Source organism: Enterococcus sp. S183_ASV_20, from assembly GCF_018919685.1.
GTDB classification, from domain to species: Bacteria; Bacillota; Bacilli; order Lactobacillales; family Enterococcaceae; genus Enterococcus; species Enterococcus faecalis.
On the sequence record NZ_JAHLRI010000024.1, the window covers coordinates 1 to 15,439 of the forward strand.

Below are 15,439 nucleotides of genomic sequence, written 5' to 3' on the forward strand. Positions count from 1 at the left end.
TGGCCGCCGCCTTGCGCTACCATGACTTCTACAGGCGTGCCGTAGTCCACGTTGTGCCCTTTAGGTAAAACAATCTCTCGCTGTTCGATCTTTTCTGTATAGGGATGATACGCGTGGTACAAGCTGCCTTTTCCAATCAAGGCAGCCACCGATTGGGCAATCCCCGCCGAAGCCGAGGAAACGATTTGGGCATCTTCTACCTTCAACAAGTCGGCTAAAAAGGCCCCTGTTTGCACACTAAATTCACTCATTTCAAAGAAATGTTCGCCGCCGAATCGTTGAGCCGCGAGGACTGCCTCCGAAACTTTGGAGACACCTAGAATGGTCATTTTGCCAGAAGCATTAATGACTTCTTTTAAGTGGAATTTTTCGTAACTAATTGTCATAGATTTGTCCTCCAATAATTGTTTTGATTGGGCGAATTTGCTCTTTGGCTACTCGTGTCAATCCATTAGAATCAGTCAATGTTTTTTCTTCTGCTTGAATCGTGAAAATCGTTAAATCAGCATCTTTACCTCTTTCCAACGTGCCTTTTTGCGTTAAATGGAAATTCTCAGCAGGAGCCTTGGTTACCTTTTCAATAATTTCTGGCCAATCATAGCCGACCACACGGAGTTTTTCCATCGTTGTGGCTAAATCATAAACAGGACCATTTTCTCGGTTACGGATGTAGATATCTGTGCTAATTGATGCAGCTTTCATTCCCTCGCGCAACGCTGTTTCAGCTACGTGAAAATTGAAACTATCCGTACCATGCCCGATATCAAATACGACTCCTTTGTTGTACGCTTGCCAAGCGAAATCTTTTATTTTATCCGTTGCTTGGTCTAAGATGCCATTTTCTTTCCCATTAAAACAATGGGTTAGGACATCCCCTTTTTCCATCAAGGCTAAAATTTCATCTAAATGAGGCGGTGCTGATCCAATGTGAACCATTAAGGGAATTTCTTGGTTCTCTTGCTGAATCTGTTTGGCCAATTCTAAAGGCGTAATGCCGTTATCGCCAATAACGGTCCTACTCATACGGGCTTTAATCCCTACAACAAAATCTGGTAATTCTTGAATCGCTTTTTTGACTAAACTCGCTTGTACTTTACTTAAATCTGCGAGTTCGTCCTGAGCAACGATGCCCCATTTAGAAATATTGACTAATCCAAAAACATTTGTTTTTGCTTGCTGCGCTAAGTCATAAAATTCATGAATGTTTTCAGCACCTGTTGTCCCAGCATCAATCACTGTCGTAACACCCTTTTTGACCCCAATTTCATCTGGATAATCATAATAAAGAGCCATTTTTTCAAAACAATGAACGTGATCATCTATCCAGCCTGCGGATACATAAGTACCTGGTTCTAAGTGGATAGTTTCTTTTGCAGAACCTGAAATAGTTGCTGCAACAGCAGCTATTTTTTTCTCTTTAATTGCAATTTCAACAGGCATACCATCTACTGTCTGTCCATTTTTTATAAGTAAATCGTAGTCCATATTCTTCCCTACTTTTCTATAAATCTAAATTTTGTCCAAGGCTTAATGAATTCTAATAATACAAGTTCTTCTTCTATAATACGCCCTACTCGGTTTTTGCGTGAGTCTTGATGTGGTTCTAAAACGACTTGTAATTCATTTTTGTATTTTCCAAATGCATCATTTCCCACAACAACATCTCCAGGTTGTAGCATTGCTTGATTATCATGTGGGGGATTAGCTTCATTTTTATATTTTTTACGCACTTCTGTGGAACGAATCATCTGCTGAGTGATATCTCCACGGCGAAAATGTTGATTTTTTGTTACGATTTCTTTTTCAATTTCAGAAGTCGCTTCTTCAAAAACAATGGTCAATTCTGTTTGATAACGATTCAACTGACCCAATGCTTCTAATTCTTCGTTGGAAGCATAAGCATTTCCAATAACAACATCATCAATTAAATTTGTTGCAAATAAATGTTTAGCTTGAACAGTGACTGGCAACTGTCTATGCATTTCTAAAGTAGGTAGCCCATCATTCACATCCCAAGGACCAATTTCACCTACCTGTGATGAAATAAAAGCAGCTGTCCGAATACCTTCCTTTTTAAAACGGATGCTACATTTTTCAAAGAAATCATACGGCAATGCAGTTCCCGCTTGTGGATAAAAGTTATGACAACCATATAAGAAAGGTCGATTCGCTTCATACGTCAAAATGTTATCAAGATAAGCGACATCATTACTCATATTCAACTCAATAGCCACGCCGAATGGATTAAACGTCAACATGGCTTCTTTATTTCCATCAAACCCTGTATCCAACCGAATCCCATCAGCTCCTAATTCGCTGAAAAAAGTCAAATCATCATATGAAATTTCCAATTCATCAAAGATACTTGGAACGACATCTAAAATTGTTTCAAATCCTAAATTTTTCGCATAACTAATTAATTCTTTAAATTTTTTCTGAACCGCTTCTTTGCCATCGGTCACTTCTAACATACTCATAAAAATTCGAGTAAACCCACATTCGCTGGCTTTTTTTAAATACGCTTTATCTTGATTGATATCACTATGATCTGGATAAACTGATACACCTAATGCTCTTTTCATCTTCGTTCTCACACTCCGCTATTTTAAAATTTATTTCGAAATTTCCAAGCAATCACCGAGCTACACAGGATTGTTGTAGAGCCAACGAGCAATACTGGTTGATTTAGAAATCCGCCAATTATCATGGAAAGAGTAATACAAACTGCCGTAAAAACCAACGTCTTTACTAAACCAAGTTGATAAACAACAGTAGGCAACTGCCCTTTTTCTATAATAATTTGACTAACGATAAAAAAGAAAATGAACCAAATAATCATCTTATACGCTCCTGACTTTCTTCTCTGACTTAGAAGGGGCAGGATATTCATATCAGAACACCCGCCCTAACATTTTTTAATTTTTTGCTGCTTGTTCAGCTACTAATTCTTCTGCTTCTTTATCCAATTGTTGTTTTTCATAAACTTTGAAAAATGGATAGTAGATAGCCATTGTAATTAAGAAGTTAACAATCACTAATACTGCGGCCGAAAAACTCCAATTGGTACTCATCCAAGCAGCAATTGGTGCTGGAATTGCAAACGCTAAGCGTGCAGCCATCATCGGAATTATATTAGCGACTGTTAAGAAATAAGATAACGTTGTTGTAATTAACGGTGCCACGATAAACGGAATACCTAAAATAGGATTCATTACGATCGGCGTTCCGAAAATAACTGGTTCATTAATATTAAACAAGCCTGGTAAGAACGATAAACGGCCAAGACTTTTCAGATACGTTGATTTAGAAAACATCATTAAAACAACTAAAGAAAGCGTAGTTCCAGCGCCACCAATCCAGATAAACTATTGTAAAAACTGTTCTGTAAAAATATTAGGTAACTGATGAACGTTTGCGCCATTGGTAAAAGCTTCAAGGTTTTCTGCAATCGACATATCCCAGAAAGGACGAATAACTGGGCCCATAATCGCTGGACCATGAATCCCTAAAACCCAGAAGAAACAGATTAAGAAGACTGTTAGTAAGCCGCCAAATAAACTGTTACCAGCAAGGATACCTTTAAGTGGCATTAATAACGTACTCAAGAAACCATTCAAATCAAAACCAATTACGTGGCGAATAACCCAGAATAATAAAAGAATAACTGCTCCTGGAATTAACGCAATAAATGAATTTGACACTTCAGGCGGTACGCCATCTGGCATCTTAATCATAATATCTTTTTCAATAAAGAAGCGATAAATTTCAACAGATAACAGCGCTGTTACAATCGCACCAAATAAAGAAGCTGAACCTAAATTTGCTAAATTAATATAGCGCCCTGCTGTAATGACGTTGTCAACATCTTCAAAGACACGTGTTGGTGGTGCCGCTGTTACTAAAAAGGCCATTAATGCTAAAATTCCACACGTCAAAGAGTCAAGCTTATAACTTTTGGCCAATGATGAAGCAATCCCAAATGTTGCATAAAGTGCAAGTAACCCCATCGTATAGCGGGAAGGAATATCTAAAATTGCTTGATAAGGTTCAATCAATTTTGTGTATGCCTCAATTGGAATATTTTGAAAAATTGTAAAGAATGAGCCCACAATTGTTAAAGGCATAGTTGCAATTAATCCTTTTCTAATCGCTGTCATATGGCGTTGCGAACCAAATTTATTCGCAATCGGCATTAACTTAACTTCCATCCACTGTACAAAACCATTCATTTGTTAATTCCTCCGTTCAACTAATAAAAATAATAATTATTTCGCATTTATAATAACATAGTAACATTATAATGTAAACGCTTATTCTTATTCATGACAGAGAAAGTGCAAAACAAAAGGCTTTTTCTTATTATAAAGAAACCGGGAATATTGCACCAAAAATCATTGCGCCTAAAATTGCGCCCCCAGCGATTGGTTTTTTCCAAATGTAAAAACCTAAAGCTCCTAATGTGGCACCAATCCCAATAGGAATCGAAGCACCCGCCGCACTCAAAATAATTAACGGGCCTAAGAAACGTCCTGAGGCATTACCAGCACCCATCATCACATCCGCACCAAAAGTGGAATTTCCTTGATTGATAGTAAATTTCCGAATCAACACAATTACGCCGCCAACTGCTAACCCTAGTATCGCACCCGTTAAAAGGGCTAAGCCAAAGTTTTCTACAGGCGCTTTAATTCCCATGCTGAGGAAAATTGCAGGTACGCCAATTCCAATCCCCGTTAAAATTGAGCCACCTAAATCTAAAATGCCTACTAAAGAACCTTCTAAAATTCGTGCAAACAGGAAACTTGCACCAAATGTTGCGGCAGCGCCATAAGAACCACCATCTAAACCAGCTTTTAGCATCGCAACAATTGAAACTTCATTAAAGGCGCCCACACCATAAACTACATACATATGTGTTCCTGCAAAAATTGCCGCTGACATAATCCCGACTAAAATCGGAAAGCCCCAATCAGCATACCAAAAACTTTTGCCTTTTAAACCTTCTTGAATTTCTTGTTCTTGTTGTGCCCATTCATTTTTTTCTTGCTGTTCCATCTATGAGACCTCCTTTTTTCTATTTAACGGTGAAGACATTGTGTAAATTATTTAACCATTGAGGAATAGACAAGCGGAAACTTTCGATCATTTCTAAGTCGAACCCTCGGAAGAAGCCACTTAAAATAAATAATAAGATAATGGCACCAAGCATGCCGCGTGTCATTCGGGTCCACCCTAAATCATCGACACCTTTACCGATTAAGATCCCTAATACAACTCCTGGGACAGCATTGCCCATAACTAATTGAGATAATCCGCCAAATAACGTTCCCCAGAAACCCGTCCGTTTTCCTGCATCTAAAGCCGCTAGCCAGAATAAAACGGGCATCACAGTATTGATTAAAATCGTTGCTGCAGGTACCAACACCGCAACTGCTGTTACTTGTAGCGATTCTGGAATTGCTGCAGCTGTACTATTTAAGAAAGCCACAGTCGCCATTCCTACAAAGGCCCCGACAATCCCCATTTTTTTGGGATTATGCATCGTTTTAGTGACATCTTTATCCTTTACCAATAAAATTGCTGCAGCCCAGTTAGGCACAATCCGGTGGGTCACATCTTGTGTAAAGGCCCCTGCTCCGACGGCCGAAGCCCAAGCATTAAAGAAAAAACCTAAACCAAAAGAAAAGTGTGATGCTGGATCTCCTTGTGCAGCGTTCATTTCTCCTAATGTTCTAAATGCCCCTAACCCTTGCGTTTGTGGTGCATGAAACATCCGAGCAGCGCCTGCGCCAGCTGCAAAACCTAGTAAACCACCAATAAGCAATGACTTCAGCAAAATGATTACAAATTCCATTCCTTCTTCCTCCCTTTATACGCCTCTTTTTGAAAGAAACGGAACTACTACTGCGTTCGGTTCTTTAATTGTTTCCGTTAAAAAATCAACTTCTTCGACTGCAATGGCTTGGATTTCCACTTCTACAGCTAGTTCGACATGATAAATCACTCTCTTTCTAGGAAAGAAGAAGAACAGAAATTTTTCTGTATAAACTTGTTCTTTTGCCTGACGAATAGTTACTTCTTTCGGTTCAATCCGGATGAGGACCTCTGTTGTTTCTTTTAATACTTTTTTTGAAACATCATTCAATGCACTTGCAAAAGCTTCATTCTTCTTATTACCTTTTCCAGAAACAATCACGGTTTGTGTTGACCGTTTTGTGGCATCCATAATTACCGCTCCTTTCTAAGTTACTACTTTCTATGCTCCGTGTTTCTTAATAAATGCTTCAGTTACTCGTTTACCAAGTTCTTCCTGATCCATAAAACCAAATCCAAGAACAGTTTTCCCATCGTTAATTGCTGTTACCCCTTCTTCGATTGATCGCATGCCATGTCTTTCGGGATACCCGTATTTAGTAGCAGCCGTTAACGCTCCTGCACCACCACTGCCACAGAAAGAAATGCCTAAATCTGCCTTTTCTTGTTGCATCACATCTCCTAAACGCATATCAGCGCCCATTCCTGGAACAACAACCGCACGACCACCGGCTTGCTCCACTCCTTTTGCAACATTTTGTCCTTTTCCTAAACGATCTGCGATAACTACTGTAATCATAACTTTTCCTCCTATTAATTGTTTTGTTTAGCAACTTCAAAATGAACAGCTAAAACATACCATTCATCTTCTGATAACTGACCAATTGCTTCTGTTGTTTCTTGTGCAATTTGCAACGTTTCTGGTGTTAGTTCCGTAAATAACGTCCGATCAACACCAGCTAATGTCGTTCCTTCTCTTGAACGATTCAGCATCTCATTGAGATGGTTAATCAAAATCGTCCACTGTAATTCCGTTGGTTCAATTTGTGCTTCTGCTAATCGCGCACTGGTTTGTTTGATAATCGATTGTAGCTTTTCTGGTTCAGCACTTTGTCGAATGATCTCCTGTGCTTCCATTGCTAGTTCCATCCTCTTCCTCCTTTGGTTGTTCTAAATAATTAAGTAATGCTGAAATTTCAGCATGATTGACAGGTAACTCATTTTTAGCAAATAAACATTCAATTTGCCGAATTTCTTCTTGCCTTTCGTGAGATACTTCTCTATTACAAGGAATCTCTTCGTATTGTTTATTAAACGTAATCCGATGTGTCATTAATAAAACGTGAAGTAAAAAGGCTTCTTGATATTCGCTCAGTAACTTTGTTTGAAACATTCGTTTTAACTCTTCATAAATAATATACGCTTTTACTAATAAATCTTGGCTTTGTATCCGTTCATTTTTTTCAATTACATCAGATTTCGTGGAGCGAGCGGTACCTTTTCCTTGACGTTTCCCTAATAAAATTTTATCGACCTCTTCCCGAATCAAACTTAAGTCTGTGTCCGTTAACAATGGACTAACTTTAATAAATGGGTATGTCATTTCTTCAATTGGGAAAATACTCAATACCAAATCGGGCTTTTCTGCTTGAATCACTTCAGTTGCATTTAAAACAGAAGCAAATCCTGCGAGTTCAACGTTTGGTACTTCCTCTAAAATTTTTTGTTCAATTAAACTGGTCACACCTAAGCCCGTCGAGCAAACATACACAATCCTAACAACTTTAGCTTCCTGCTGTTGTCGTTCCTGAGCTGCCAAAAAATGCAACGCAATATATGCGCAGAAAGAATCGTTGACTAACAAAACAGAACGTTGAATTAATTGTTTACAGGCACTTTGAATAGCTAAAAACAACGCTGGGTGTTTTCCTTTGATTTCTTCAGAAAACGGATTGTATTCATTAATAAATAAATGTTTCTTTGTAAAACGTAAGGACAGGTGTGCAAACAAGTTCGTAAATAATTGGCGATCATTTACAAAAGGATAATTCAGCTCTTTTGAAACGCTTTCAATCACTTGCTTTGTTAATTGAACCATATCTTGCCGTTGATGGGTTCCGAATAAATCACTATAAATATAAAAATATTCATCCGCTAATAAAGGCAAGTCATACCGTTCAAACACCTCTTGTAAAAGTAAAAGTGGTACTTCGTTCCGTTGTTCAAAGCGTGTTTTTTGCGATAATACTCGGTAAGTCCCAATTGTATGTGCCATCTGCATACGTGCTGCGGCAATTGCCACTCTCAACGTAATAGATAATATTTCGGCATAATCAAATTGATTTTGATCGAGTGGATTAATTAAATTTCGCATTTTTTTCAATGCACTACGATAACAACCTTGAAACAATGTCCCTGACCCAAATTTAATTTTAGGGATCTTTTCAGCCCCTTTTGTCTTTGTCACATAGTTCATAATTTGGTAAATATCGTATTCTGTAAGTTCTTTTTGAGTGATAAATTCCATCAGTAATCGTACATTGCTTTCTTCACCACTAATTGTAAACCCTTGCCGTGCTTGGCGAATTAAGGTTAAATCATATGCTTGCAGCAACCGTTCGACCTGTTCCAAATCACTGACAATTGTGTTTCGACTCACTAATAATTCATCTGCTAGCTGCTGTGCCGTTAAGTACCCTTTGACTGACAATAACTGAAAAATTAATACATTGACTCGTCTTTTTTGATCAGGATAGGTTTCAAATCGATCGACATCGATAATTTCATTTTTTAACAGTAAGCGTTTAGAGTCAGGTAAATCTAGCCAGATTCCCTTATTTCGTTTTGAATAAAGTGTCTCATCGTGCTGTTCAAACCAAGCACGAATATCTTCTAAATCATACTTAATTGTTCGAACGCTGACAGTAAAGTTCTCAGCTAATTCTTGCGTGGTAATACTCCCTTCCAAATCCAAAAGCATCAATAAAATATTTATCGCTCTTTTGGACAACAACACGGTCATGCCTTGTCACCTCTTTTCTTTTCCCTTTACACTTAAAACTATAGCGTTATTTTATCTGTTCCACAACACAAAAAAGTTGCACTTATAAAAGTGCAACACTTCTCTTTTCATACAAAAAAAATCCCTTAACAGTAGTAACTGTTAAGGGATACCACACTATTTATTTGCATAAATAGACAGAAACCTTCTCCACAAAAGTATTCTGTCCGACACGTTACAAATCCGGTAACTGATAGCCGTACTATCTGGTGTCGTTGTGTTTGACAATCACTAGCCGTCAAAACGGAATAGCCGAAGCTATCTGATTGAGTCAACTCGTCGCATAAAACACACTTTAACACAGAATAGTTTGGATAGCAAGTGATGGTAATTATTCGTTATCGAACCATTCTTGATAAAAACTTTCAACAATTTTAACGGTTGCTATCGTTAATTCTTTCGTCATTACGGGGCTAGTTAACTTTTTGTCTTGTAAACATTGATTCACATGATTGATTTCATAGGTAAATTCACTAGTGAATTGTTCAGACCATTTGACAGTGTTGCCTTGAGCATCTGTATAATAAGCACAATCTGTTTTCCAGAAATTAGGAATAACGATTTGCCCTTTTGTCCCATAGATGGTCATTTCACTAGGTATCTTTAAACCAACATTAATAAAAATATTTCCCAGCGTCCCTTCAGCAAATTTCAAAGCTAAATTACATTGACTATCCGTCGCTCCTTGCTGATACGTTGCGGTTCCCGTAATCACTTGAATCTCTTTCCCTAATACGTATTGTAAGTATTGTAATGGATAACTTCCTGAGCCATGAAGCGCTCCACCACCCGCTTCTCTCGAGTAAAACCAGGGAATATGATCCACATTGGGATAGGCAGTAACTGACTGAACCCATAAAATCTCTCCCAATCCCCCTTCTTGAATCGTTGCCTTTACTTTTTGGGTAATTGGTAAAAAGACAGACTTCTGAGCTTCCATTAGAAAAACCCCTTGCTCCTGTGCGATTGCAAAGAGTTCTTCTGCTTCAGCAGCATTTAATGTAAATGGTTTTTCCAGTAGGACGGGTTTTCCTTGTGATAACGCAAGCTTAGCTGCTGAGTAATGTCCTTGATTGTAGGTGGGAATATAAATAATATCAATTGTTTCATCCTTACATAACTCTTCATAACTGCCATAAGCCACCGGAATCGCTAATTCTTTAGCCATTTTTTGAGCATTCTCTAAACGCCTTGATGCAATCCCGCGCACTTCAACTTGCGCGCTTTCTCGAAGCCCTGCTACAAATCTTGGGACAATTTGGGCAGTACTCATAATTCCATAACGAATTTTATCCATGTGATCGCCTCCTCTTTCACTATACGAGAAAAACGAATATTTGGAAACCATTTCAACAAAAAAAGAAACCGTTTCCCCAAAACGATTTCTTTATATGTAAATTAACGGATACCAACGCTAACTTTTAAAGCTTGATTGACCTGTTCCATCTCTTCACGAGAAAGTTGACAAACCTTGTGTAGCATTCGTTCTTTATCCAATGTTCGAATTTGTTCTAACAAAATAAGTGATGGCGTCCTGCACTCGTTATGGAGAATTTCGATGAGGACTTGCGTTGGTTGCAGCCGCTTGCTTACGTTACGGGTAATCGGTGCAACAATCAACGTTGGACTAAATAAGTTACCTTTGTTATTTTGAATAATCAGGACAGGTCGAATCCCACCTTGTTCAGAACCAACAACTGGTGAGAGATTCGCATAAAAAACCTCACCTCTTTTTATCATTCAGATTCCCTTCCCTCCTTTTCCTTTAAAAAATTATAGCATATTGTTTCTTGCAATATTTTCAACTTTTTAGCTATCCCTTAAAATATTTGATAAAACCACCCTTTAAAAGTCAAAAAAAGCTTAAACAGTCGACTCTGATATAGAGACGGCTATTTAAGCTGACTATTACATTTTTGTTAAAATACTATCCACTTTTGTATTAATTAAATCAATAGCGACGTGGTTTTCGCCACCTTCTGGCACAATGATATCTGCATAACGTTTCGTAGGTTCAATAAATTGGTGATACATGGGCTTGACGACTGTCAAATATTGTTCAATCACAGAATCCAAAGTACGGCCACGTTCTTCCATATCACGCTTGATTCGACGAATAATACGGATGTCATCATCTGTATCCACATACACTTTAATATCCATTAAATCCCTTAAGCGGCGATCTTCTAAAATTAAAATCCCTTCAAGAATAATTACTTCTTTCGGTTCTTGTATCACCGTTTCTGTACTTCTTGTATGCGCAACGTAGTCATAAACTGGCTTTTCAATGGCTTGATAATTTAACAGTTGTTCAACATGTTGAATCAATAAATCTGTATCAAACGCAAAAGGATGATCATAATTGGTATTTAAACGTTCTTCAAAACTCAAATGGCTCTGATCTTTATAATAAGAATCCTGTTCTAACATCATAATTGAATGATCGGGAAAATTATTAAAAATCGCACGGCTAACACTGGTTTTTCCGCTTCCTGATCCGCCAGTAACACCAATGATAATTGGCTGACTATCTTTCATGTATAAACCTCTTTCTTTTCAAAAACTTCATTGTCTTTTACTATTATAATGAAAACTCTGAAGAATGCCAGACCTTTTCCAAGACTTTTCATGTGATTTTTATCTTCTTATGAAAAATCTGCCCACACTTCTTTCAATTACAGTATACTTATCAATAAAAGGAGAATCCTACCTATGATTAAAAAAGTCAAAAAAGAAGCACTTACAACTGCGCATTACGCTCTTCTTTATGAGGCAGATCCCTCAAAAAAAATGGTGGAAGATTACATTACCCGCGGCATTTGCTTTGACTATCAGACTGAAGAACTTCAAGGAATTTTAGTCCTGTTGCCGACTCACCCACGGACATTGGAAATCGTAAACATCGCTGTCTCAGAAGAAAGCCGAGGGCGGGGCATCGGACAAGAGTTATTACATTTTGCCATTGATTTTGCCAAAAAAGAAAAGTATGATTACTTGGAGATTGGGACTGGGAGCACAGGCTTTCAACAGCTATATCTCTACCAAAAAGTCGGTTTTCGAATGACACATATTGAACCAGATTTTTTTATCCATCATTATGATGAGCCCATTATGGAAAACGGCTTGCCTTTAAAGGATATGGTTCGCTTACGGTTACATTTAAGTTAAAAAAACAACATTTCCTGTACAGGAAATGTTGTTTTTTAATGCCCAAGAATTGGTAACAACTCATCTAGCTGTTGAATCGTATAATTGGGTTGAATGGTTGGTGTTGCTGGAGCGGAGGTCGGATTGAGCCAAACAGTTTGAATTTTCGCTTGTTGGCCTCCTTGAATATCTGAATGCAAAGAATCGCCAATAATCATTGTTTTTTCTCGACTAAAATTAGGAATCCGTTCAAAAACAAAATCAAAATACTCTTTCATCGGTTTTTGATAACCCACTTCTTCTGAAACAAAAATATCTTTAAAATAAGGCATTAATTTCGAATCTTCCAACCGACGATACTGTGTTTTTGCCACTCCGTTTGTCACAATATATAAATCATAATGGGGTGCTAATTTTTCCAAAATACGTTGACTATTGCCAAGCAAGTCATGTCCTTGACTTAAATATTCTCGGTAGTTTTCTCCCATTTTAACGCTATCAACTTCTCGATTAAATGCGTCAAACAATAAACCAAACCGTGTATCAAGGAGAACATCTTTTGTTATTTTTCCTTCTTCAAATGAACGCCATAATCCTTGATTAATTCGGTGGTACGTTGACTCGACTTCAGATGTAAATGGTACATTTTCTTCTTCAAATAAGGCATGGAGCGCCTTCTTTTCAGCCAATTTAAAATCTAACAATGTATCATCAACATCAAAAAGCAATGTTTTCATTTCCGTTCCTCTTCTCTTTTCAAATTACTCGGTAACGCTTTGCTTGTTTGTTGTTTTTCAATAAAAAAATAAGGCAATAGCAATTGTAACTCTTCTCTTGTTAATGAACGATAAGCACCTAAAGGTAATTGCGGATCTAGCCGCAACGGCCCCATAGTTTGGCGTTTTAAAGCAGTCACTTTTTTCCCCACAGATAAAAACATTTTTTTCACTTGGTGAAATTTTCCTTCTTGAATAGTCAGGAAAACATGACTCTCCGTTTCAGTCGCTGCAAGAACAGTTATTTTTGCTGGCTTACATTGAATGCCTCCTTGCAAAACAATCCCATCTTTAAATTTAGCACAATCTTCTGCAGAGACCAAACCATTGACTTTTACTTCATAACATTTCGCTACTTCTTTATTTGGCCGAATTAATTGATACCCTAATTGTCCATTATCTGTTAATAGAAGTAACCCTTCCGTATCGCCATCGAGTCTGCCCACTCGATAAAGACCAGGGCGTCTGTCTTGTGGTGCAATCAAATCAATGACTGTTTTTTTAGATGCATCTGAGACAGCGCTAACCACACCTTTTGGCTTATTCAACATGTAGTACACATGGGTCTTATGCGAAATTAATTGTCCTTTTACTTTAATCATTTGTAATTGCGCATCGACATTTTGGCTTTCATTTAATGTCACGATGCCATCCACAGTGACCTGCTTGCCTCTGATTAATCGTTTCACTGTTTTGCGTGATCCAAACTGAAGTTCTTCTAGTAATTTATCTAATCGCATTGTTCCGCTCCATTCTGGTATTAGTATAGTGGAATCCGTTAAAGATGAAAAGTGGAAAAAGGTAATTCCTTGACGTATAAAAATATAAGTGTTACGGTTAATAAGTAAAGTAAATAAAGGTTTCTCAAAAACAGCGTAATGACCTGGGAGAGAACAACGATAACAATGAACCATTCCCATGAGTGTTGCCTGGCAATATTTGTGGGGATTTTTTGATTATTGTTAGCATTTTTCTAGACAAGAACAACTGAAAAAAGAGTTTCTTTTTTCCATTATGTTTTGTTTCTGAGTTTAACCAAATCACTCATTATTTCAAGGAGGAATTAGGTTATGTCAGTACAATTAGAAGTTAAAGAAAGAGCTATCCGTCCACGTTCACTAAGAAATCAGCTACGTCACGAAGGGAAAGTACCTGCCATTGTTTACGGTTACCAAATTGAAAGTACACCAATCTATTTTGAAGAAAAAGACTTATCAAAAATTTTACGCGAACATGGTGCTAACACCGTTATTAAAATGACAGTTGATGGGAAAAACATCAACACATTAATGTCAAAAGCACAATTAGATACCTTTACTGGTCAAATGCTTCATGTTGAATTCTTATCTGTAAATATGAAAGAAACAACAGAAGTCGAAGCAGAAGTTCAATTAATTGGTGAATCTGCAGGTGTGAAAGCTGGGGGTACCTTAGCTCAAAACTTGTACACTGTTTTAGTGGCAGCCACACCAGATAAATTGCCAGAATCAATTGAAGTAGATATTACAAACTTAGAAATTGGTGATGCTCTTACAATCGCTGATTTACCTGAACACAAAGACTATGAAATTTTAACTGATCCAGAAGAACAACTAGTTGCTATTGTTGAAGCACAAACTGCTCCTGAAGAAGAAGAAGGAACAGCTGCTGAAACGATTGAACCAGAATTAGCCGAATAAAGAGTACACTTTTGTTCAGCTGATTCTCTTAAGTTTTAGAAATGGGATGTACGTTGAAACAACGTACGTCCCATTTTCTTTTTACTGCATGTCTTGATTTCTTCACATAAATGATGACACCTGCAAAGCTAGGAAGCTACAGAGGAATATTAAATTTTTGCTAATCTACGCAATATTTTCAAACGAAACAATTTCTTTTTTTTAAATTTGCAGTATACTAAAAGTAAGTAAACAAAAAGGAGGTCATCCATATGTTTGAACGTTTTGATAGTGACCGTAGCCGCTATGCTTCATTAGGTGTTGTTTCCAGCTTACCTAGTGGCTTAATTGATAGTATTTGGTTGATTATTGACTTAAATCTAAAAGGGGTTATCCCTTTAAACGACTTACTTCACTTTGATTTGTTGAACAATAATGGCAAAGTGACTGTCCATTTTTCTCAAGAAAATAGTTCAGTAGAAATGGCCATCGACTTACCATTTAGTTATTCTACGGCATATCCGTCGCGAATTTTTGCTTTTGATGATGGCCATCGTGAAACGATTTTATTACCTGCAGAAATGTTAGAATCTTAAATAATTTCAACAAACAAAAATACCACCGAAAGAAACACTCGGTGGTATTTTTTAATTTTAAAATTTTACGCCTTGCGGTTTACAATAAAAGAGTAAATAGCGATACAGATAATCGCTCCTAGCAACGCTGAGATAATTGGAAACCCGCCGATGACTGGTCCTAAAGAAGGCAACAAGAGTGATGCTACCCAACTTCCTAAAAAGCCCACGATAATATTTCCAATAATGCCACCTGGCACGTCTTTTCCTAAAATTGCGCCAGCAATTGCGCCAATAATTCCTCCGACAATTAATGCCCATAGAAAGCTAAACATTTGAAAAACCTACCTTTCATAGTTGATTTTTTTAGTTAATTTTCCTACTTTAAGGATAAAACAGAAAGCAGAC

At 37.5% G+C, this 15,439-nt stretch carries 18 protein-coding genes and 2 pseudogenes; 3 read left to right on the forward strand and 17 right to left on the reverse strand.

The features are described from left to right. From KQI94_RS09600 to udk, 14 genes and pseudogenes are all read right to left on the reverse strand, one after another. Nucleotides 1-386, reverse strand: a pseudogene (locus KQI94_RS09600) (SelA-like pyridoxal phosphate-dependent enzyme); the annotation flags it as partial. After that, on the reverse strand, nucleotides 376-1,485 hold the full coding sequence (locus KQI94_RS09605; protein ID WP_216454383.1) for an amidohydrolase/deacetylase family metallohydrolase: 1,110 nt from the start codon (nucleotides 1,483-1,485) through the stop codon (nucleotides 376-378). The pseudogene KQI94_RS09600 and the gene KQI94_RS09605, both read right to left, overlap by 11 nt. A gap of 8 nt (nucleotides 1,486-1,493) precedes the next feature. Beyond that, complete coding sequence (locus tag KQI94_RS09610; protein ID WP_002355714.1) at nucleotides 1,494-2,582, reverse strand: MupG family TIM beta-alpha barrel fold protein; 1,089 nt, start codon at nucleotides 2,580-2,582, stop codon at nucleotides 1,494-1,496. A gap of 23 nt (nucleotides 2,583-2,605) precedes the next feature. Continuing rightward, entirely contained in the window at nucleotides 2,606-2,890 is a 285-nt protein-coding gene (locus KQI94_RS09615) for a hypothetical protein (RefSeq protein ID WP_216454385.1), read from the reverse strand. A gap of 25 nt (nucleotides 2,891-2,915) precedes the next feature. Further along, nucleotides 2,916-4,229 (reverse strand): annotated as a pseudogene (locus tag KQI94_RS09620) (PTS sugar transporter subunit IIC). 130 nt (nucleotides 4,230-4,359) lie between these two features. Continuing rightward, nucleotides 4,360-5,055, reverse strand: coding sequence for a DUF4310 family protein (locus KQI94_RS09625; protein WP_002384995.1), 696 nt, complete (start codon nucleotides 5,053-5,055; stop codon nucleotides 4,360-4,362). A 19-nt stretch (nucleotides 5,056-5,074) separates the two neighbouring features. Continuing rightward, a complete protein-coding gene (locus KQI94_RS09630) occupies nucleotides 5,075-5,854 on the reverse strand; it encodes a DUF4311 domain-containing protein (RefSeq protein WP_002355709.1) in 780 nt (259 codons plus the stop codon). Nucleotides 5,855-5,869: 15 nt separating this feature from the next. Then, entirely contained in the window at nucleotides 5,870-6,226 is a 357-nt protein-coding gene (locus tag KQI94_RS09635) for a DUF4312 family protein (protein ID WP_002355708.1), read from the reverse strand. A 30-nt stretch (nucleotides 6,227-6,256) separates the two neighbouring features. Continuing rightward, the gene (locus KQI94_RS09640; protein WP_002355707.1) at nucleotides 6,257-6,613 is read right to left on the reverse strand and encodes a glycine-rich SFCGS family protein; all 357 of its coding nucleotides are present in this window, start codon (nucleotides 6,611-6,613) and stop codon (nucleotides 6,257-6,259) included. 14 nt (nucleotides 6,614-6,627) lie between these two features. Continuing rightward, complete coding sequence (locus KQI94_RS09645; protein WP_002384994.1) at nucleotides 6,628-6,951, reverse strand: PRD domain-containing protein; 324 nt, start codon at nucleotides 6,949-6,951, stop codon at nucleotides 6,628-6,630. After that, the gene (locus KQI94_RS09650) at nucleotides 6,917-8,836 is read right to left on the reverse strand and encodes a transcription antiterminator (protein ID WP_002388793.1); all 1,920 of its coding nucleotides are present in this window, start codon (nucleotides 8,834-8,836) and stop codon (nucleotides 6,917-6,919) included. Before KQI94_RS09650 ends, KQI94_RS09645 begins: the two co-directional genes overlap by 35 nt. A 370-nt stretch (nucleotides 8,837-9,206) precedes the next feature. Then, nucleotides 9,207-10,223, reverse strand: a complete 1,017-nt coding sequence (locus KQI94_RS09655) for a Gfo/Idh/MocA family oxidoreductase (RefSeq protein ID WP_002403918.1) — start codon at nucleotides 10,221-10,223, stop codon at nucleotides 9,207-9,209. 50 nt (nucleotides 10,224-10,273) lie between these two features. Beyond that, nucleotides 10,274-10,615: a type II toxin-antitoxin system PemK/MazF family toxin gene (locus KQI94_RS09660; RefSeq protein ID WP_002384990.1), complete on the reverse strand. Its 342-nt coding sequence runs from the start codon at nucleotides 10,613-10,615 to the stop codon at nucleotides 10,274-10,276. A 168-nt stretch (nucleotides 10,616-10,783) separates the two neighbouring features. Further along, nucleotides 10,784-11,413 (reverse strand): uridine kinase, encoded by a 630-nt coding sequence (udk, locus tag KQI94_RS09665; RefSeq protein WP_002355702.1) that lies wholly within the window; start codon nucleotides 11,411-11,413, stop codon nucleotides 10,784-10,786. A 174-nt stretch (nucleotides 11,414-11,587) separates the two neighbouring features. Here udk and KQI94_RS09670 point away from each other — a divergent pair, with 174 nt between their 5' ends. After that, a complete protein-coding gene (locus tag KQI94_RS09670) occupies nucleotides 11,588-12,043 on the forward strand; it encodes a GNAT family N-acetyltransferase (protein WP_002355701.1) in 456 nt (151 codons plus the stop codon). Between the two features lie 35 nt (nucleotides 12,044-12,078). On the opposite strand, the gene KQI94_RS09675 is transcribed toward KQI94_RS09670, so the two are convergent. Then, on the reverse strand, nucleotides 12,079-12,759 hold the full coding sequence (locus KQI94_RS09675; protein ID WP_002355700.1) for a YjjG family noncanonical pyrimidine nucleotidase: 681 nt from the start codon (nucleotides 12,757-12,759) through the stop codon (nucleotides 12,079-12,081). Next, nucleotides 12,756-13,538, reverse strand: coding sequence for a 16S rRNA pseudouridine(516) synthase (locus tag KQI94_RS09680; protein WP_010784570.1), 783 nt, complete (start codon nucleotides 13,536-13,538; stop codon nucleotides 12,756-12,758). Before KQI94_RS09680 ends, KQI94_RS09675 begins: the two co-directional genes overlap by 4 nt. 330 nt (nucleotides 13,539-13,868) lie before the next feature. Here KQI94_RS09680 and KQI94_RS09685 point away from each other — a divergent pair, with 330 nt between their 5' ends. Continuing rightward, entirely contained in the window at nucleotides 13,869-14,477 is a 609-nt protein-coding gene (locus KQI94_RS09685) for a 50S ribosomal protein L25/general stress protein Ctc (protein WP_002384988.1), read from the forward strand. A 251-nt stretch (nucleotides 14,478-14,728) separates the two neighbouring features. Next, complete coding sequence (locus KQI94_RS09690) at nucleotides 14,729-15,052, forward strand: DUF960 domain-containing protein (RefSeq protein ID WP_002355697.1); 324 nt, start codon at nucleotides 14,729-14,731, stop codon at nucleotides 15,050-15,052. A gap of 65 nt (nucleotides 15,053-15,117) precedes the next feature. Here the strand turns inward: KQI94_RS09690 and KQI94_RS09695 are convergent, their stop codons facing one another. Further along, nucleotides 15,118-15,366 (reverse strand): GlsB/YeaQ/YmgE family stress response membrane protein, encoded by a 249-nt coding sequence (locus KQI94_RS09695; protein ID WP_002355684.1) that lies wholly within the window; start codon nucleotides 15,364-15,366, stop codon nucleotides 15,118-15,120. Nucleotides 15,367-15,439: the final 73 nt, after the last annotated feature.

Bases quoted from the DNA above. Each gene is read 5' to 3' on its own strand.
- KQI94_RS09625 (WP_002384995.1), bottom strand. From the start codon at position 5,055: ATGGAACAGCAAGAAAAAAATGAATGGGCACAACAAGAACAAGAAATT.
- udk (WP_002355702.1), bottom strand. From the start codon at position 11,413: ATGAAAGATAGTCAGCCAATTATCATTGGTGTTACTGGCGGATCAGGA.
- KQI94_RS09630 (WP_002355709.1), bottom strand. From the start codon at position 5,854: ATGGAATTTGTAATCATTTTGCTGAAGTCATTGCTTATTGGTGGTTTA.
- KQI94_RS09605 (WP_216454383.1), bottom strand. From the start codon at position 1,485: ATGGACTACGATTTACTTATAAAAAATGGACAGACAGTAGATGGTATG.
- KQI94_RS09655 (WP_002403918.1), bottom strand. From the start codon at position 10,223: ATGGTTTCCAAATATTCGTTTTTCTCGTATAGTGAAAGAGGAGGCGAT.
- KQI94_RS09610 (WP_002355714.1), bottom strand. From the start codon at position 2,582: ATGAAAAGAGCATTAGGTGTATCAGTTTATCCAGATCATAGTGATATC.
- KQI94_RS09685 (WP_002384988.1), top strand. From the start codon at position 13,869: ATGTCAGTACAATTAGAAGTTAAAGAAAGAGCTATCCGTCCACGTTCA.
- KQI94_RS09635 (WP_002355708.1), bottom strand. From the start codon at position 6,226: ATGGATGCCACAAAACGGTCAACACAAACCGTGATTGTTTCTGGAAAA.
- KQI94_RS09680 (WP_010784570.1), bottom strand. From the start codon at position 13,538: ATGCGATTAGATAAATTACTAGAAGAACTTCAGTTTGGATCACGCAAA.
- KQI94_RS09695 (WP_002355684.1), bottom strand. From the start codon at position 15,366: ATGTTTAGCTTTCTATGGGCATTAATTGTCGGAGGAATTATTGGCGCA.
- KQI94_RS09660 (WP_002384990.1), bottom strand. From the start codon at position 10,615: ATGATAAAAAGAGGTGAGGTTTTTTATGCGAATCTCTCACCAGTTGTT.
- KQI94_RS09615 (WP_216454385.1), bottom strand. From the start codon at position 2,890: ATGAATATCCTGCCCCTTCTAAGTCAGAGAAGAAAGTCAGGAGCGTAT.
- KQI94_RS09675 (WP_002355700.1), bottom strand. From the start codon at position 12,759: ATGAAAACATTGCTTTTTGATGTTGATGATACATTGTTAGATTTTAAA.
- KQI94_RS09690 (WP_002355697.1), top strand. From the start codon at position 14,729: ATGTTTGAACGTTTTGATAGTGACCGTAGCCGCTATGCTTCATTAGGT.
- KQI94_RS09640 (WP_002355707.1), bottom strand. From the start codon at position 6,613: ATGATTACAGTAGTTATCGCAGATCGTTTAGGAAAAGGACAAAATGTT.
- KQI94_RS09645 (WP_002384994.1), bottom strand. From the start codon at position 6,951: ATGGAAGCACAGGAGATCATTCGACAAAGTGCTGAACCAGAAAAGCTA.
- KQI94_RS09670 (WP_002355701.1), top strand. From the start codon at position 11,588: ATGATTAAAAAAGTCAAAAAAGAAGCACTTACAACTGCGCATTACGCT.
- KQI94_RS09650 (WP_002388793.1), bottom strand. From the start codon at position 8,836: ATGACCGTGTTGTTGTCCAAAAGAGCGATAAATATTTTATTGATGCTT.